The organism is Zhenhengia yiwuensis (genome assembly GCF_014384995.1).
Lineage (GTDB): Bacteria > Bacillota > Clostridia > Lachnospirales > Cellulosilyticaceae > Zhenhengia > Zhenhengia yiwuensis.
The window spans coordinates 39,150-54,644 of record NZ_JACRSY010000008.1 but is presented as its reverse complement, the minus strand read 5'-3'; the positions used below and the strand labels follow the sequence as shown (position 1 = coordinate 54,644).

21 protein-coding genes and 1 tRNA gene are annotated in these 15,495 nt (G+C 33.3%); 20 read left to right on the top strand and 2 right to left on the bottom strand.

What is annotated here, in order from left to right:
- The first annotated feature begins 71 nt into the window (after positions 1-71).
- The 3 genes from secD to H8718_RS06425 all read left to right on the top strand — a co-directional run bounded on the left by secD (position 72) and on the right by H8718_RS06425 (position 2,674).
- Positions 72-1,340 (top strand): protein translocase subunit SecD, encoded by a 1,269-nt coding sequence (gene secD / locus H8718_RS06435; protein ID WP_249332324.1) that lies wholly within the window; start codon positions 72-74, stop codon positions 1,338-1,340.
- Between the two features lie 2 nt (positions 1,341-1,342).
- Positions 1,343-2,281 carry a protein translocase subunit SecF gene (gene secF / locus H8718_RS06430; RefSeq protein WP_249332323.1) on the top strand — a complete coding sequence of 313 codons (939 nt, stop codon included), beginning with the start codon at positions 1,343-1,345 and terminating at the stop codon, positions 2,279-2,281.
- A 320-nt stretch (positions 2,282-2,601) separates the two neighbouring features.
- Positions 2,602-2,674 (top strand) — tRNA-Lys (locus H8718_RS06425).
- A 164-nt stretch (positions 2,675-2,838) separates the two neighbouring features.
- Here H8718_RS06425 and H8718_RS06420 read toward each other — a convergent pair.
- Together H8718_RS06420 and H8718_RS06415 are read right to left on the bottom strand one after the other, a co-directional pair.
- A complete protein-coding gene (locus tag H8718_RS06420; RefSeq protein WP_249332322.1) occupies positions 2,839-3,960 on the bottom strand; it encodes a tyrosine-type recombinase/integrase in 1,122 nt (373 codons plus the stop codon).
- Positions 3,961-4,011: 51 nt separating this feature from the next.
- Entirely contained in the window at positions 4,012-4,449 is a 438-nt protein-coding gene (locus H8718_RS06415) for a helix-turn-helix domain-containing protein (RefSeq protein ID WP_249332321.1), read from the bottom strand.
- 278 nt (positions 4,450-4,727) lie between these two features.
- Here H8718_RS06415 and H8718_RS06410 point away from each other — a divergent pair, with 278 nt between their 5' ends.
- From H8718_RS06410 to H8718_RS06330, 17 genes are all read left to right on the top strand, one after another.
- Entirely contained in the window at positions 4,728-4,970 is a 243-nt protein-coding gene (locus tag H8718_RS06410) for a hypothetical protein (protein WP_249332320.1), read from the top strand.
- Complete coding sequence (locus H8718_RS06405; RefSeq protein WP_249332319.1) at positions 4,960-5,223, top strand: helix-turn-helix domain-containing protein; 264 nt, start codon at positions 4,960-4,962, stop codon at positions 5,221-5,223. Before H8718_RS06410 ends, H8718_RS06405 begins: the two co-directional genes overlap by 11 nt.
- Positions 5,207-6,448 (top strand): SNF2-related protein, encoded by a 1,242-nt coding sequence (locus H8718_RS06400; RefSeq protein ID WP_249332318.1) that lies wholly within the window; start codon positions 5,207-5,209, stop codon positions 6,446-6,448. Before H8718_RS06405 ends, H8718_RS06400 begins: the two co-directional genes overlap by 17 nt.
- A gap of 17 nt (positions 6,449-6,465) precedes the next feature.
- Positions 6,466-6,987 (top strand): sigma-70 family RNA polymerase sigma factor, encoded by a 522-nt coding sequence (locus H8718_RS06395; RefSeq protein WP_249332317.1) that lies wholly within the window; start codon positions 6,466-6,468, stop codon positions 6,985-6,987.
- An 89-nt stretch (positions 6,988-7,076) separates the two neighbouring features.
- On the top strand, positions 7,077-7,277 hold the full coding sequence (locus H8718_RS06390) for a VRR-NUC domain-containing protein (RefSeq protein WP_249332316.1): 201 nt from the start codon (positions 7,077-7,079) through the stop codon (positions 7,275-7,277).
- Positions 7,274-7,456, top strand: coding sequence for a hypothetical protein (locus H8718_RS06385; RefSeq protein ID WP_249332315.1), 183 nt, complete (start codon positions 7,274-7,276; stop codon positions 7,454-7,456). The genes H8718_RS06390 and H8718_RS06385 overlap by 4 nt, the downstream gene beginning before the upstream one ends.
- Complete coding sequence (locus H8718_RS06380) at positions 7,453-9,006, top strand: AAA family ATPase (RefSeq protein WP_249332314.1); 1,554 nt, start codon at positions 7,453-7,455, stop codon at positions 9,004-9,006. Before H8718_RS06385 ends, H8718_RS06380 begins: the two co-directional genes overlap by 4 nt.
- Positions 9,007-9,012: 6 nt before the next feature.
- Entirely contained in the window at positions 9,013-9,474 is a 462-nt protein-coding gene (locus tag H8718_RS06375) for a DUF669 domain-containing protein (protein WP_249332313.1), read from the top strand.
- Between the two features lie 48 nt (positions 9,475-9,522).
- Positions 9,523-9,702 (top strand): hypothetical protein, encoded by a 180-nt coding sequence (locus tag H8718_RS06370; protein ID WP_249332312.1) that lies wholly within the window; start codon positions 9,523-9,525, stop codon positions 9,700-9,702.
- A complete protein-coding gene (locus H8718_RS06365) occupies positions 9,699-10,208 on the top strand; it encodes a nucleotide modification associated domain-containing protein (protein WP_249332311.1) in 510 nt (169 codons plus the stop codon). The genes H8718_RS06370 and H8718_RS06365 overlap by 4 nt, the downstream gene beginning before the upstream one ends.
- Before the next feature lies 1 nt (position 10,209).
- Positions 10,210-10,449, top strand: coding sequence for a hypothetical protein (locus H8718_RS06360; RefSeq protein ID WP_249332310.1), 240 nt, complete (start codon positions 10,210-10,212; stop codon positions 10,447-10,449).
- Positions 10,446-11,618: a NupC/NupG family nucleoside CNT transporter gene (locus tag H8718_RS06355; RefSeq protein ID WP_249332309.1), complete on the top strand. Its 1,173-nt coding sequence runs from the start codon at positions 10,446-10,448 to the stop codon at positions 11,616-11,618. Before H8718_RS06360 ends, H8718_RS06355 begins: the two co-directional genes overlap by 4 nt.
- Positions 11,618-11,803: a hypothetical protein gene (locus H8718_RS06350; protein ID WP_249332308.1), complete on the top strand. Its 186-nt coding sequence runs from the start codon at positions 11,618-11,620 to the stop codon at positions 11,801-11,803. Before H8718_RS06355 ends, H8718_RS06350 begins: the two co-directional genes overlap by 1 nt.
- Before the next feature lie 32 nt (positions 11,804-11,835).
- The gene (locus H8718_RS06345) at positions 11,836-12,384 is read left to right on the top strand and encodes a thymidine kinase (RefSeq protein WP_249332307.1); all 549 of its coding nucleotides are present in this window, start codon (positions 11,836-11,838) and stop codon (positions 12,382-12,384) included.
- A gap of 22 nt (positions 12,385-12,406) precedes the next feature.
- A complete protein-coding gene (locus tag H8718_RS06340; protein ID WP_249332306.1) occupies positions 12,407-13,054 on the top strand; it encodes a deoxynucleoside kinase in 648 nt (215 codons plus the stop codon).
- 291 nt (positions 13,055-13,345) lie between these two features.
- The gene (locus tag H8718_RS06335) at positions 13,346-15,106 is read left to right on the top strand and encodes a hypothetical protein (RefSeq protein ID WP_249332305.1); all 1,761 of its coding nucleotides are present in this window, start codon (positions 13,346-13,348) and stop codon (positions 15,104-15,106) included.
- 2 nt (positions 15,107-15,108) lie between these two features.
- A complete protein-coding gene (locus H8718_RS06330) occupies positions 15,109-15,366 on the top strand; it encodes a hypothetical protein (RefSeq protein ID WP_249332304.1) in 258 nt (85 codons plus the stop codon).
- Positions 15,367-15,495 lie beyond the last annotated feature (129 nt).

Genomic DNA, 15,495 nt, shown 5'->3' with positions numbered 1-15,495 from the left:
GGTTTGACTATAAATAGTAGAAATTATATAATCAACTTAATGAGTTTTAGAGCACTAAGGAGGAAAAAGGAATGAAAAAAGGCAATCAGAAACCCAAAAGTATTGTACTTTTTGTACTAATGTTAGTGGTTGCTGCAGGTCTTTCATATCTTGCTTACTTCGGAGTTGGGGAAAACAACTTATTTGGTATTGAAAATATCAGACTAGGACTTGACCTTCAAGGCGGGGTAAATATTGTTTATGAAGCAGCAATTGAGAATCCAACTGAAGAGGATATGGATGCAGCTATTCAGATGATCCGTACGAGACTAGATAAAGAAGGTTATACGGAGGCTGATGCCGCTAAAGAAGGCACAAATCGTATTCGTGTAGATATTCCAGGTGTAGAGGATGCTCAAGCGGCAATTGACAGTATTGGTGCAGCAGCTATGCTTAAATTCTTCGACCAAGAAGGTAATGAAATTTTAACAGGTAAAAATGTAGAAAAAGCTACCCCAGTTGTAGTACCAAACAACTTAGGTGCACAAGAACCAGCTGTGTCTATTAAAATGGATGCAGAGGGCACTAAAATTTTCTCAGAGTTTACAAAGAATAATATAGGCAAACCTATTTTTATTAAATTAGATGACCAAGTTATTAGCCAAGCGAGCATTTCAGATCATATTTCAAATGGAGAAGGTATGATTTCAGGCAGCTTTACAACAGATGAGGCTAAACAATTAGCCGAACGTATTGAGGCAGGGTCACTTCCATTTGCACTTAATGCCATTTCGTCTAAAGGTGTAGGAGCTAAGCTTGGTATGGATGCATTAGATACAAGTATTAAAGCAGGTGTAATCGGTTTTATCTTTATCTTAATCTTTATGGTTGCTCTTTACAGATTTAGTGGTATGGCATCAGATATTGCACTTGTAATCTATGTAGCACTTCTTCTTATCGTATTAAGCTTAACAAGTGCAACACTTACATTACCAGGTATTGCAGGTATTATCTTGTCAATTGGTATGGCTGTTGATGCTAATGTTATTATCTTTACACGTATTAAAGAAGAACTTGCAGTAGGTAGAAGTGTACGTTCAGCGATTGATGCTGGATTTAATAAAGCGTTCAGTGCTATTTTAGATGGTAACGTAACAACACTCATTGCAGCAGGAGTACTTTATACACTGGGCAGTGGAGTTATCAAAAGCTTTGCAACAACACTTGCTATCGGTATTGTCGTATCTATGTTTACAGCACTTGTTGTAACAAGGATTTTACTCAAACTTTTAGTAGAAATGGGTATTGATAAGCCAGTGTTATATGGAGCAAAAAAACATACTGAAGAAGGGAGAGCATAAAAATGAAAAACTTACGCGTAATTGAAAATAGAAAAATCTTTTTCATTCTTTCTTCAGTTCTTATTTTAGTAGGATTGCTTGCAATGCCGTTTAACGCTATGCGTGGCAATGGTATGCTTAATTATGATATTGAGTTCAAAGGTGGTTCTGTTATGCAGATTGACCTTGGACAAGATGTGAATCCACAAACTGATATTTTACCAATTATTAATGAAGTCATTCCAGATGCTTCACCAAGGCTGCAAAAAGTAACAGGGACAACAGAGCTTGTTATTACAATGAAACCAACAACATCGGAACAAAGAACACAATTATATGAGGCACTAGCTGAAAAATATAATTTAACAGGTGAGAAAAAAGATATTCTTTCAACAGATTCTAACTTTGCACCAACAATCAGTGGAGAGTTTAAAATGAAAGCTATTCAGGCTGTATTACTTGGTGCAATCCTTATGTTAATTTATATTTCAATTCGTTTCAAAGACTTTAAATTTGGTGCAAGTGCTGTACTGGCACTTCTTCACAACGTACTTATTATGTTAGGTGTTTATGCATTATTTAGAATTCCACTTAACAATTCATTTATTGCAGCAATGCTTACAATCATTGGATATTCTATTAATGATACTATTATTATTTTCGATCGTATTCGTGAGAATAAAGGTAGAATTAAAGGAAGTGATGAAGAAGTTATTGATATAAGCGTAGGACAAACTGTAACACGTTCAATTAATACATCTATTACAACACTTGTAATGGTAGTGCTTCTTTACTTCTTAGGAGTATCTTCAGTAAAAGAATTTGCTTTCCCACTTGTAGTGGGGATTATCGCAGGTACTTACTCATCAATTTTCATTGCCAGTCCATTATGGTATGAAATGAGAAAGTTCCAAAGAAAACATAACAAAAACAAAGTAGGCAAAAAGGCTACTGCTAAATAAAGAGTTGATAAAAGGACTGACACGAAGAGAATTTGGTGGCAGTCCTTTTTGTCATAAAGGGGTTTTCTTTTTATAATCTCATGTTCATCCTCTATAAAGCTGGCAGCTATAACAGCATCAATACACTGACTATGAGCTTATGAATGTACTTGGTCAATCAGGGAACTAGAGGTGGAAGAGCTATAATTAAGGTAAAAAGCACCTACAAGGAATAGGTAGAGTGTATGATTTATTAAAATTATAGAAAAAAATAATAATAAAGTATTTACAATTTGGAATACATATTATATAATAAGCAAGTACACAAAGTTGTGTCATCTGGATCGTTAGCTTAGTTGGTAGAGCATCAGACTCTTAATCTGAGGGTCCTGGGTTCGAGTCCCAGACGGTTCATTAATTGATAAGACTAGAAAAGCCACTATTATCAAGGGTTAGAGCCTTGTTTAATAGTGGCGAGTATTCTCAAAAACTGTCACGTTTTTTCACGTTTTTTCACTATGTTTCACAAAAGTAGGTGGGCGAAAAGTGGGCGAAAAAAGTGGGCAAAAAAAATAATATCAAGTTAAATCATTGAAAAGAGCATCCAGTTTATCGGCTGATGCTTTTTTTGTTTCCTCTAAAACATGACCATATATATTTAAGGTGGTTTGTATGTCTTTATGTCCCACTAGGTCTTGGATGGTTTTTGGACTTTCACCAGCTTCAATCAAACGGGTTACATATGTGTGTCTTAGGGTGTGTAGTCCAAAATTAGGAAGTCCAGCATTAGTACATATTCTGTCATGGTATTTTCTAACATTCCTTGCTGATTGTACATTACCAGTTGTAGTACCAAAGACATATTTATTTAGGTCATTCGGTTTAAGGGGTTCAAGTCTATCATAAAGAAATGTAGGTAGTGGTATGGTTCGGTATGATTTACGCTTGGGTGGCGTTGTAAGCGTTTTTGAATCGCTAGGTGTACCGTCACTAGCATAAGTTCTAACACGCCTTACAGATTGATTTATAGCGATTGTACGCTTAGTAAAATCAATATCTTTCCAAGTTAATGCTAGAATTTCACCAATTCGCATACCCGTAAATAGTGCCGTTAGATATAGATTACCATGTAATTCACCCTCTAGGGCTTTAATATATGCCCTTTGCTGGTCACGGCTTAATATTTCAATCTCCTTTGGGTCTTTGTCTTTATTAGGTATAATTGCACCCTTTACAGGGTTTGTTGCAATTAGGCGATTATTTACAGCACTATCAAAGGCTTGTAAAAGAACTAAATAATATTTTTTGATCGTGGAGTATGCCAAATTATCATATTCATTTAAGAAGTTTTGAACATCTATGGGTGAAACATCTTTCAACTGCATCTTACCTATTTTAGAGTGCTTTATATTATTGTTATATATCGTCATGTAGCCTTCAAATGTGCCAGCCGATACTTTGTTATACTTGTTTACTAAAAGATGCGTATAAGTCCATTCTGATACTGTATACGCCTTATTATTAGCAAGTCCCTTAAATTGATTTAGTTGTTCGTTCCACTCATCCATTTTTTTCTTGGCTTTTGGTTTTGTACTAGCACTAAATTCTTTTTTATTACCTAGCACATCTGTAAACCTAACACGCCATCGCTGATAAGTTTTACCGTTTCTTATCTCTTCACGTTTTTTAAAAGTAGCCATGCTAAGTCCCTCCTAAGTTGAAAAAAGAAGCGTATGCATTATACACTTCTTTTATTTTCTTGTGTCTTTAAACTCTTCTAATACTTTCTTTCTTGTTTCAGCTAATGCTTCAACATATACTTGAAGCATATTTAATTCATGTTCTGTAATGTCCACTAATTCTACATTAGAGAATATTTGTTTTATCTTACCTAACATTTCAAAAGTCTTAGCTTCATTCTTTAGGCGTTCCACATCATACTTTCTCGACCATTCCTCAAATTTAGAACGGTTATCAGATTTACCCATAAGCCAATCAAGACTGACTTTGAAGTAATCAGCAATGGCACTTAGAGAGGATGCATTTGGAACTGTACCATTTATCCATTTTCTTAAAGTACCATTTCCTAAATTACAAGCCCGTTCAACTTCAACGAGTGTCAATTTCTTTTCCTCACAAAGCATTTCGATGCGTTCCCCTAAAAGAGTTTTTTCTTTAGATATAGTCATGCTATTTCTCCTTATGTGCAAGTTTTTTCAAGGTTATTCGATTTCTTTCAATTTTTTTTCTTATTTTTTCTTTACACTTAGAAAGTAATCGCATATTATTAGTATGTAAACGTTAAAAAAGGAAAAAGTTTACAACTTTCTTGATGCGTATGAAAACATGAATTTAAGTTGAAAAAAAAGGAATCTCTCACCCCTTATATTATCTTATTTTCATGTGAATGTAAACGTATTTAAGAGAAAATATGAAAAAAAATGAATGGAAAAAGGAAAAAAAGCTAATGAGACAACACATTAAATTAACACGAATCTCTAAAACCATGAACATTTCACATGATGCGATGGTTAGTATTATTGCCTTGATTGTTATTAAATTCCCTAAATCAGTTAATGAATTTAAGCTAGTCAATGATGAAATGTATGTATCTGAAAAGGGACTAGACTTAATCATTGATTTTTTCTGTAAAGTCACTAAAGTGTATGACCTTATGGACTTAGCACTTGAATTTGAAAATGACAAATAAAGAACTAGAGCAACAGCTTTTTCTATTAACAAAAAGAGTTGAAGAACTTGAAACTGAAAAAGCATCCTTACTTGGAAAGTTGTATAAAATTTCCGATGTTGCTGAATTACTAGGAGTTAGCCAGCGTACAGTATATCACATGATAGAACGTGGGGAACTTCCAACGGTTAAATTTGGTACAACTAGAGTGCGTGCAACTGACCTTTTAAAACTGATAGGGAACAATGAGGAATACCATGAACAAACCGTCTAACGTAACACTATATCCACACCAAGAAAAGGCGTTAGAACTCACTAGAGGTCAAAATAAAGTGGCTTATTATTTAGATATGGGACTTGGTAAAACATTTTGTGCAACAGAAAAGATGATGGAGTTAGAAAGTGATTACACCTTAATAGTATGTCCAAAATCATTAATTGATACATGGATAAAGCACTTAGAGGTGAATTATTTTTACTTAACTGTTAGAGATTTATCTAAAATAAAAGGTGACATTATATTTGATTCTAATGTTGGTGTAATTAATTATGATGTGGTGTGGCGTAGACCCGAATTACTAAAGCTAAAAAATTTCACTTTGATACTTGATGAAAGTTCATATATAAAAAATGATACTTCAAAAAGAACAAAGTTCATAATGAAACTTAAACCTAAAAATACAATCTTACTAAGTGGTACGCCTACGGGTGGCAAATATGAGGAACTTTACACACAAGCTAAATTACTAGGAATGAATATAACCAAAAAAGATTACTGGTCAACCTACATAAGAACAATAAAAATGGACGTTGGTGGGTTTAAGATTGACAAAGTGATTGGTTATAAAAATGTAGATATGCTAAAAAGGAAGTTTCGGGAACATGGTGCTGTATTTATGAGGACAGAAGATGCGTTTGAATTACCAGCACAGATTGAAACTATATACAAATGTAAGTTGCCAACTTCATATAAGAAGTTCTTAAAAGATAGAATAATAACGGTTGATGGTGTTGAAATGATCGGTGATACACCATTGAATATGGCATTATATCTAAGACAATTAGCCAGCCAGTACAACAAAGATAAGATTGATAAATTAAAGGACTTGATAGAAAGTACAAATGATAGATTGATTATATTTTATAACTTCAAAAAGGAGTTAGAAATTATCAAAAGTATAATTAATAGACCAATATCCGTTGTTAACGGCGATACACATGATTTAACAGCCTATGATGAACACGATAACAGTATAACTCTAATACAGTATCAAGCTGGTTCTATGGGCTTAAATCTACAAAAGGCAAATAAAATCATTTACTTTAGTTTAACACGTTCAGCCGAACAGTTTATGCAGAGTAAAAAGAGAACAAATAGGATTGGACAGGAGAGAACTTGTTTTTATTATTACTTACTAACAGATAACTCCATAGATGAAGATATAAAAGCATCTTTGGATAATAGAGAAGACTATACAATTAACTTGTTTATTGACTAGAGGAGAGAAGACAGCGTATGAGGATTACAGATGAATGGATTGAAGATAACATTGGCTTAGTGTGGAAGGCTGTAAATAAATATAAAGCACACGATGAAGATTTATTTCAAATTGCATTATTAGGGGCTATTGAATCAGCACCACAATTTGACGAAACAAGAGAAGTTGAATTTACATCATTTATTTTCACTTGTATGTGCAATAAAATAGCTAACCAGTTAAGAATGGATGCAACTGCAAGACGAGGTGGGGGTATCACATTCAATTCATTAGATTACTTTAATGATACAGATGGTATTGAATACGAGTATTTAACAGATTCGTTCAATATGGAGGATAGACTATATATCGAAAACATTTTAAATGATAGTAGATTGTCTGAAAAGCAATCAGAAGTAATCAGACTTCATATTTTGCATGATTTATCCTTTGCAGAGATTGCAAGATTAAAGGGTCAAACAAGACAAGCTATATACTCACTATTCAAGTACGGCATTAGTAAAGTAACAGATAAAATCATAATTCACAAAATAGCATAATGACAGAAAAACAATTTGAAGATAGACAAGTAAAACCGTTTTTAAAGAATCTTGATAAATGCTGGTTCTTTAAAGTACATGGGGGTTCAATGTTCCAAGTTGCAGGAATCCCCGACATTGTAGGGGTTGTGAATGGTAGATTTATAGCCTTAGAACTAAAGGCTGATAATGGTAAACCGTCACCCCTACAAATAAGAAATATTGATTTAATAGCCAATGCTGGGGGTTATGCAAAATTTGTATACCCTAAGAATTGGGAAGATATTAAAAGGGAGTTGAAACAACTATGAAACACGTTGATGATTATAGACTAGAACCCGAAGAACCACAAGAATTTACCCTTTGTGATTGTTGTTATGAACCAATCTATATTGGGGACTACTTTTATAATATCCCGTTAGATGCTAGTACAGATATGTTTGTATGTTCTGAATGCATATCAGATTTTAAGGCGTGTGCTGGTGAATGAAACAGTTCAGTTATTCAAAAGTAGATTGTTTTAAAAGGTGTCCTTTTCAGTTTGGGTTGAGGTATCTTGAAAAAGTTAAGACGTTGCCAAATCAAGATGCTAACAATGCCTTATATTTAGGGGTTGCCATACATACAGGTTTAGAGGAAAACAGTATTAAACAGGCTATACGGAGTTATTTCAGCAACTATTATTGTGTTAATGATTTGCACCATAACGAAGTAATAAAACTTGAAAATATGTTAGGCAAGACTTTAAAGCTACTAGAAAAGATTAATCAAGACGGTGAACTAGTACATGAATATGAAATCAATACTTACAACTACAAGGGCTATGTTGACTTAATAGTTCAGAAGGATAACGGACTAATAGATATTTATGATTATAAATACAGTAACAACGTTGATTCTTACATGAAATCATCCCAATTACACGTTTATAAATACTACCTAGAACAATTAGGGTATAAGGTTGATAAAATGTACTATTTATTCATCCCTAAAACTCAAATTCGACAAAAGAAAAATGAATCACTATTAGAGTTTAGACAGCGACTAAAAGAAATCTTAAAAGATAAAGAACCATTCATACAAGAGGTTATTTATGACCCAAACAAAGTGATTGATTTTACAAATGGGGTCATTGATATATTTCAAGCTGAATCCTTTGAGAAGAAGCCGACCGATTTATGTTCATGGTGTGAATACTATAATTATTGTCAAAAAGGAGATACAACAGATATGCTACCACAAGCCATAAGACGAGAAAAACAAACTAGTAATAGAAAAAGGATTTGGTGCTATGCCCCACCTTTTTCGGGTAAAACAACCACCTTTGATGCGTGCGAAAGTCCTTTAATGTTAAATACCGATGGGAATATTAATGAAGTTACAGCACCATATTTAAGCATTAAAGACCAAGTTGAAATGGTGGGAAGGGTTAAAAAAACCACCCTAGCTTGGGACTATTTTAAAGATATTGTTGATGAACTGGAAAAAGGTCAACATGAGTTTAAAACATTAATCATTGACCTAATAGAAGATATTTATGAACATTGTAGAATTTGGGGCTGTCAGAAATTAGGACTTGACCACGAATCAGACCAAGCCACAAAAGCATATGATTATGTACGTTCCGAGTTCCTAAGAACCATGAGAAGACTTATGAACTTAGATATTGAAACAATCGTGCTATTGTCACATATGGATATTAGTAAAAACATTTTTAAGGCTAATGGTGATAATATCACAAGAATTGCACCATCCATTAATGAAAAGGTAGCGAATAAACTCGCTGGAATGGTGGACTTTGTAACACGTATTGAAATAGAACGTGATTCAAGATATTTTGCATTTAAAACGGATGATGTTACTTTTGGTGGTGGCAGACTTAAAAATGTTACTGTAGACAAAATCCCTCTTTCATGGGATGCCTTATGTGGTTTATATGAAAGTCCAGCACCAAAGAAAAAACCAGTTACAGATGAACCTACACAAGCTAATGAATCAAACGAACAAACTAGAACTAGAAGAACAAGAACGGGAGAATAATAAATTATGACGAATATCTTTGCTAAATGGAAAAATACAGTTGACGTTGAAGGACTTAAAAAAGACTTTGAAAATGCTAAATCTAATACAGGGAGTGCAAGTGATAGGGTGGAAGTTCCACATGGTACATATGAAGTTGCCGTTGAAAAACTTGAACTAAAAGAATCTAAAAAAGGTGACCCGATGGTTAGTATTTGGTTTAAGGTTCTTGCTGGTCAATATGAGGGTCAAATTATTTTCTATAATAAATTAATGACTAGGGGCTTTTGGATTCACCAAAATGTAGAGTTAATTAGGGCGTTAGAAAGTGGTGTAGTAGTTGACTTTGAAGACTTTGAACCATTCCACAATATACTATGTGAAGTACATGACACAATTAAAGCCGAGGGGCTAGAATACGCTTTAGAGTATAGTAAGAACTCAAAGGGATTTGATGAATATAAAATTGTTGAGGTATTCCAAGACTAATAATCTAGGAGGGGTGAAAGTCCCCTCTTTTCAATAAGGAGATATGGAATGAGTAATATTGTCAGTATTGGTTTAATTGAAAATTGTGACCCACACGGATTCATGGATGAAGTTACTGAAAGAGTGGAAGGTTTACAAAAGCGTAGGTTGATTGTTGATGTGCAGTACACCAAAGAAAAAAATAATTATTCAGCTTTAATTATAGGAAGAAAGAGAGATTATAAATGATGATTCAATGGAACAAAGTGCCAAAGGGGACAAAATTAAGCGTTAGAAAAAGAGATAGAGGGGAGGTAACATATAGCACAGCAATTTTCAATGAATATGATGAACAGAATGGACTTGTATTTGTAATGAGTGGGAAAGGTCAGAACCTAGCATACAGGGAAAGAGATTGTAGGATAGATGATGATAAGGAGTTTATAAAATATCGTGTTTCTTATGAGGACTTTATAGCTGGTAAAACTCCAAACGTTGAACGTATTGCCTTAGAAATTGCTGAACTGGTGAGTAGAAAAAATAATGACTATAACAACAGTTTTGAAAATCTATTTAATGAATATGGGTGGACAGCGTTTACTATTCGATTATCTGATAAACTAGGAAGAATTAAGAATCTTACAGATGGGAAACAGGATGCACAAATTAAATCTGAAAGTGTAGAGGACACAATTAAAGATATTATTGGCTACTCATTATTAATGCTTGATGTACTAGAAAGAAAGGGTGCTTAATATGAACTTAGGCGATAAAGTTATATTTTGTGGAACTGAAAAAGATTTACGGAGTGCATTTGTAAATGTAGGGGTTGCACAAAAAATTTTAGAGGAAAAACCGATCGGGACAATCGTTGATATAGATACATTTTGCAGACTAAATATGTGTGTTGAATTTAAGGGTATTACCCAAAAAGTGTGGTTAAGTGATGAAGATTTGACAAGCTACGTTGAGAAGAAGAAAGGTAAGAAAAAATGATAAATACTATTATATTAATTAGTTTAATATTCCTTGCTGGGTTTCTACTGTCAGAGAATAGGAAAAAGATTAATTGGAAAAGTGTAGGTATTGCTACAGTATTACAGTTGACCTTAATTCTATTTGTTATGAAAACATCTATAGGGCAAAAAATCCTAGAGATTATGTCCAATTCATTAAATAAAGTTCTTTCTTTTGGGAATGAGGGGTTAGCATTTGTATTTGGTGATTTTGCAACAAATAACTATTCATTTGCAATTAATGTACTAGGTATGATTTGTTTTACAAGTGCAGTAATGTCAGTCCTTTATTACATAGGCGTGATTCCATTTCTAGTAAAACATATTGGGGGATTCTTGGCTAAGATTCTAGGAACTACACCAGTAGAAACATTCGGTGCTGTAGGTTGTTCTTTCTTTAGTGGTACAGAAGCACCATTATTAATTAAACCATATTTAAAAGACCTTACCCGTTCAGAATTATTCACGTTATGTCTGGGTGGTTTTGCTAGTGCATCCGTTTCAATCCTAGCTGGATATACATTACTAGGTATTCCAATGAAGTATTTATTGATTGCAACATTTACTTCACCACTAGCAACGTTAATTTTTGCTAAGTTATTAGTTCCCGAAACTGAAAAGAGTAAATTGGATGTATACGAAGTCAGAAAATCCGAGGACACAAATATTTTTGAAGCTATTGGGAATGGGTCTGTACAGGGTGTGAACATTGCAATTTCCGTTGGTGCAACATTGATTGGTTTTTTAGGATTCGTAGGGTTATTGAATTATGGCTTAGGATTTGTAGGACAAGACCTATCAAGTCTATTAGGTGCGTTATTTACCCCTCTAGGATGGTTATTTAATATTCCACAGGAGGAAATTAGTACATTCAGTTCATTAATCGCTATGAAAACAGCCATTAATGAATATGTGGCTTATACGGATATGTCCATAATTATTGGTAGCTTATCCCCAAGAACACTTGCAATTTTATCTGTAGCCCTTTGTAACTTTGCAAATTTTAGTGTGATCGGTATTCAGACAGCCTTCTATAAAGCCGTTTGTCCAGAACGTTCAACAGAGGTTGCAAAAATGGGACTAAAAGCATTAGTGGGTGGTTTACTTACTACTTTATTAAGTGGTGCAATAGTGGGGTTATTTGTATAATGAATAAGTTAAAGATATTTTTATTGCTGACATTAGTTCTAATTGCATCATTTATGTTGTTACAAGCCTTGCTATTTGCAGGTGGAGTAGTTGGTTATTTAATAGCTGGAAATATAGGAAGAATCATAGGTCAAATTGTACTGGTGAGTATGGGCTTAAGTGCATACTTGCTGGTGGCAAATTAAATAAAAAGTGAGGAAATAAAGTGCATAACCCAATGATAAACAAATTGATAATTAATACAGGTTCAATGTTTAGTGGTAAATCAACAGAGTTACAAAGACAGGGAGAGAGACATTTATTAGCTGGTCATAAAGTAGTATTTTTAAAGCCAGACTTAGATAATAGATATGGTGTTAATGAGATAGTAAACCATAAAGGGGTTAGAGTTACAGCCCAATCAATACCCGTTGATGATGATATTAGGACTTATATTTCAGATGATATTCAAATTGTCTTAATTGATGAAGTTCAATTTTTTGATGGTAGAATCTTTAATGATATATGGGACTTAATAGAACGAGGTAAAACTGTATATTGTAGTGGGTTGGATATGGATTTTAGAGGGCAACCTTTTGAAGTTATAGCCAATCTAATGTGTTTAGCTGATGAAGTAAATAAATTTCATGCTGTATGTTCACATTGTGGGGCTGATGCCGTTTATTCGGCTAAGTTAGAAAGTGATAGCACACAAAGAGTTGAATTAGGTGAGAAAGATAAATATAAGCCATTATGTAGAAATTGTTATTATGAATTTATGGAATAAAATATAAAGGAAGAGGTTATAAATGGTGATTGTAGTAGCTGGAATGATAGGAATAGGAAAAAGTACATTAGCAAGGATGCTTGGAAAACATTTTAATAGTGAGGTATTTTATGAATCAGTAGACGATAACCCGATTTTACCTCTATTCTATACTGCAAGCGATGAAGAAATAGAAAGTAAGCGTTATCCATTCTTATTGCAACTATGGTTTTTAGATACTAGATTTAAGAGCATTAAACAAGCATTGGTTAAAGATAACAACGTATTAGATAGAAGTATTTATGAAGATTGGTACTTTGCAAAGGTCAATAAAGAATTGGGGCGTATTAGTGATTTAGAATTTGGAGTTTACGAGAATCTATTAAATAACATGATGGAAGAACTGGAAGAACTTCCTAAGAAATCACCCGATATATTAATTTATTTAAAAGGTTCTTTTGAAACTGTATTAGATAGAATCTGTAAGAGGGGAAGAAGTTATGAATTAGATTCAAGTCTAATAGAATACTATAGAAAACTATGGCAAGGTTATGATGATTGGGTACAAAATCACTATAATGCATCCCAAATCCTTGTAATTGATATGGACAAAGTAGACCTTGTAAATAATAAAAACGACCGTGAAATGGTCATTCGTGAGATTGAAAATAAATTAAATGAATTACGCTAGGGAGTTTCTTCCTAGCTTTTCTTTTTTTAAAAAACATCATTAGAAAAATATCTAAATGTTTCTTTACATATAGACTTTAATCGCATATTATACAGTAGATACAAAAAACGGCAAATTATTTCAAGATGTAAAGAAAGAGGAAATTTTATGTTAAAGATTTTATTATTTGGTGTAATTCTCTATGTGATATGCACCAGCAAAGAACTGTACTATTTAAAGACCCTAGCCATTTTAGGTTGGATTTACTACGCATTAAACAATCTATAGATGGGTTAGAAAGGTGGATGAAAGATGTTATTTTTTGACTGCGAGGTTTTGAAACATGATTGGATGGTTGTATTTTTGGATATGGACAGCCAGCAAGAAATAGTAATAGTTAATGATAGTGAAAAGCTATCAACATTCTATGAAGATAATAAGGAACGCATATGGTGTGGCTATAATGCTAGGCACTATGACCAGTATATTATTAAAAGTATTCTCTTAGGAATAGACCCTTATTGGACAAGTACACAGATTATTGAAGAAGATAAGGCTGGATGGATGCTATCAGATGCGTTTAATAAAGTCCCATTACTTATCTATGATGCTATGGTCAATAGGATGAAAGGTTTAAAGGAACTTGAAGCCCATATGGGAAATTCAATTAAAGAATCCAGCGTATCATTTAAGTTACAGCGAAAATGTACGGCAATAGAAATTGCAGAACTGATTGAATACTGTAAGCATGACGTTTATCAAACGGTAGAAGTATTTATGAACCAACTGGAAGAATATCAAGCACATATAGGACTTCTTACAGCGTTTAATCTTCCTTTACGCTATCTTAATAAGACTAAAGCCCAACTATCAGCAATAATTTTAAATGCCCGTAAGAGCGTGAGGAATGATGAATTTAATGTATGTCTACCCGATACGTTAAAACTTAAAAGGTATAAACATATTGCTGATTGGTATTTAAACCCCGAAAATCACAATTATGAGAAATTCCAAGATGTTGTAGTAGCTGGATGCCATCATATTTACGGATGGGGAGGGGTTCACGGTGCTTTAGATAAATATTATGGTGAGGGGTTCTTTGTAATGTCAGACGTTGCCAGCCTATATCCAGCAATTATGATCGAATATGATTTTCTAAGTAGGAACGTAAAAGACCCAAGTAAATACCGTAAAATTAGGGATGATAGGTTAGTAATGAAAGCCCAAAAGAATCCAATGCAGTTACCAATGAAAATTGTTCTGAATGGTACATACGGGGCTAGTAAAGATAAGAACAACGCCTTATTTGACCCTTTACAGGCTAACAATGTTTGCATAGCTGGTATGACTACATTAACTATGTTAATTGAAATGTTAGAAGATGAATTTGGTTCAGATATGTTACTGGTTCAATCAAATACAGATGGTATCTTAGTTAAATTAAGCCATGAGAAATTATTTGATAGATATAAAAAAGTATGTGATAAGTGGTCAGAACTTGTACGCCTAGACTTAGAGCATGACATTTATAAAAAGGTAATTCAAAAAGATGTAAATAACTATGTAATCATTGATGAAAAAGGAAAGTATAAGTCAAAGGGTGCATACGTTAAAAAGTTAAATGTAATGGACTATGATTTACCAATAGTGAATAGAGCTGTAGTTGATTATCTAGTTAAAGGTATTCCAGTAGAAGAAACTATAAATAATGAAAACCGATTAAAAGAGTTTCAGAAAATAGTTAAGGTATCATCTAAATTTAATGGTGGTGCTGTATTTGGTGGAGAGGTGGTTAAAGAAAAATTATCAGATGGAAAGACATTAAGTAAATTAATCGGGGGTGAACCTATTCCCGAAAGAGTGCTAAGAGTATTTGCCAGTAGGTCAAGAAATGATAAGACTATTTATAAATTGAAAGATGGTAAACCCAACAAGGTTGGTAATACTGCTGAAAGGTGCTTTATTTTTAATGATGATGTGAATGGTGTATTAGCCCCTAGAAAATTAGATAAGGGGTGGTATATAGATACAGCAAAAGATAGATTACAAAAATTCTTAGGATATGAGGTGTAGAAATGGCTATGAAACATGATGATGATTTTGTTAGAGGTATTAGGCTTGTACAACTAGATTATGAAACTGGTGTATATATAGATGAATATTCTAGCGTAAGAGCATTTGCACAAGATTACGACATTGATTTAAAAAATCTATATAGACATATTCACCGTGAAGATTCTCTATTTATCAGATTGAAAAAACATAAATTATTACTTATGAAGAAATCTAAATATGTTGCATTTAAGAAAGTTATAGATGAAGGGTTATTTTAATATTAAATTTGTAAATTAGGGAGAAAAATAACAATGATTGGTGATTTATTTTTATACATGATAGACAAAATTTGTTGCTTTGGTGAAATATTTTACAAGGTGCTTGAATGGTTAGACCAGCAAACGTGC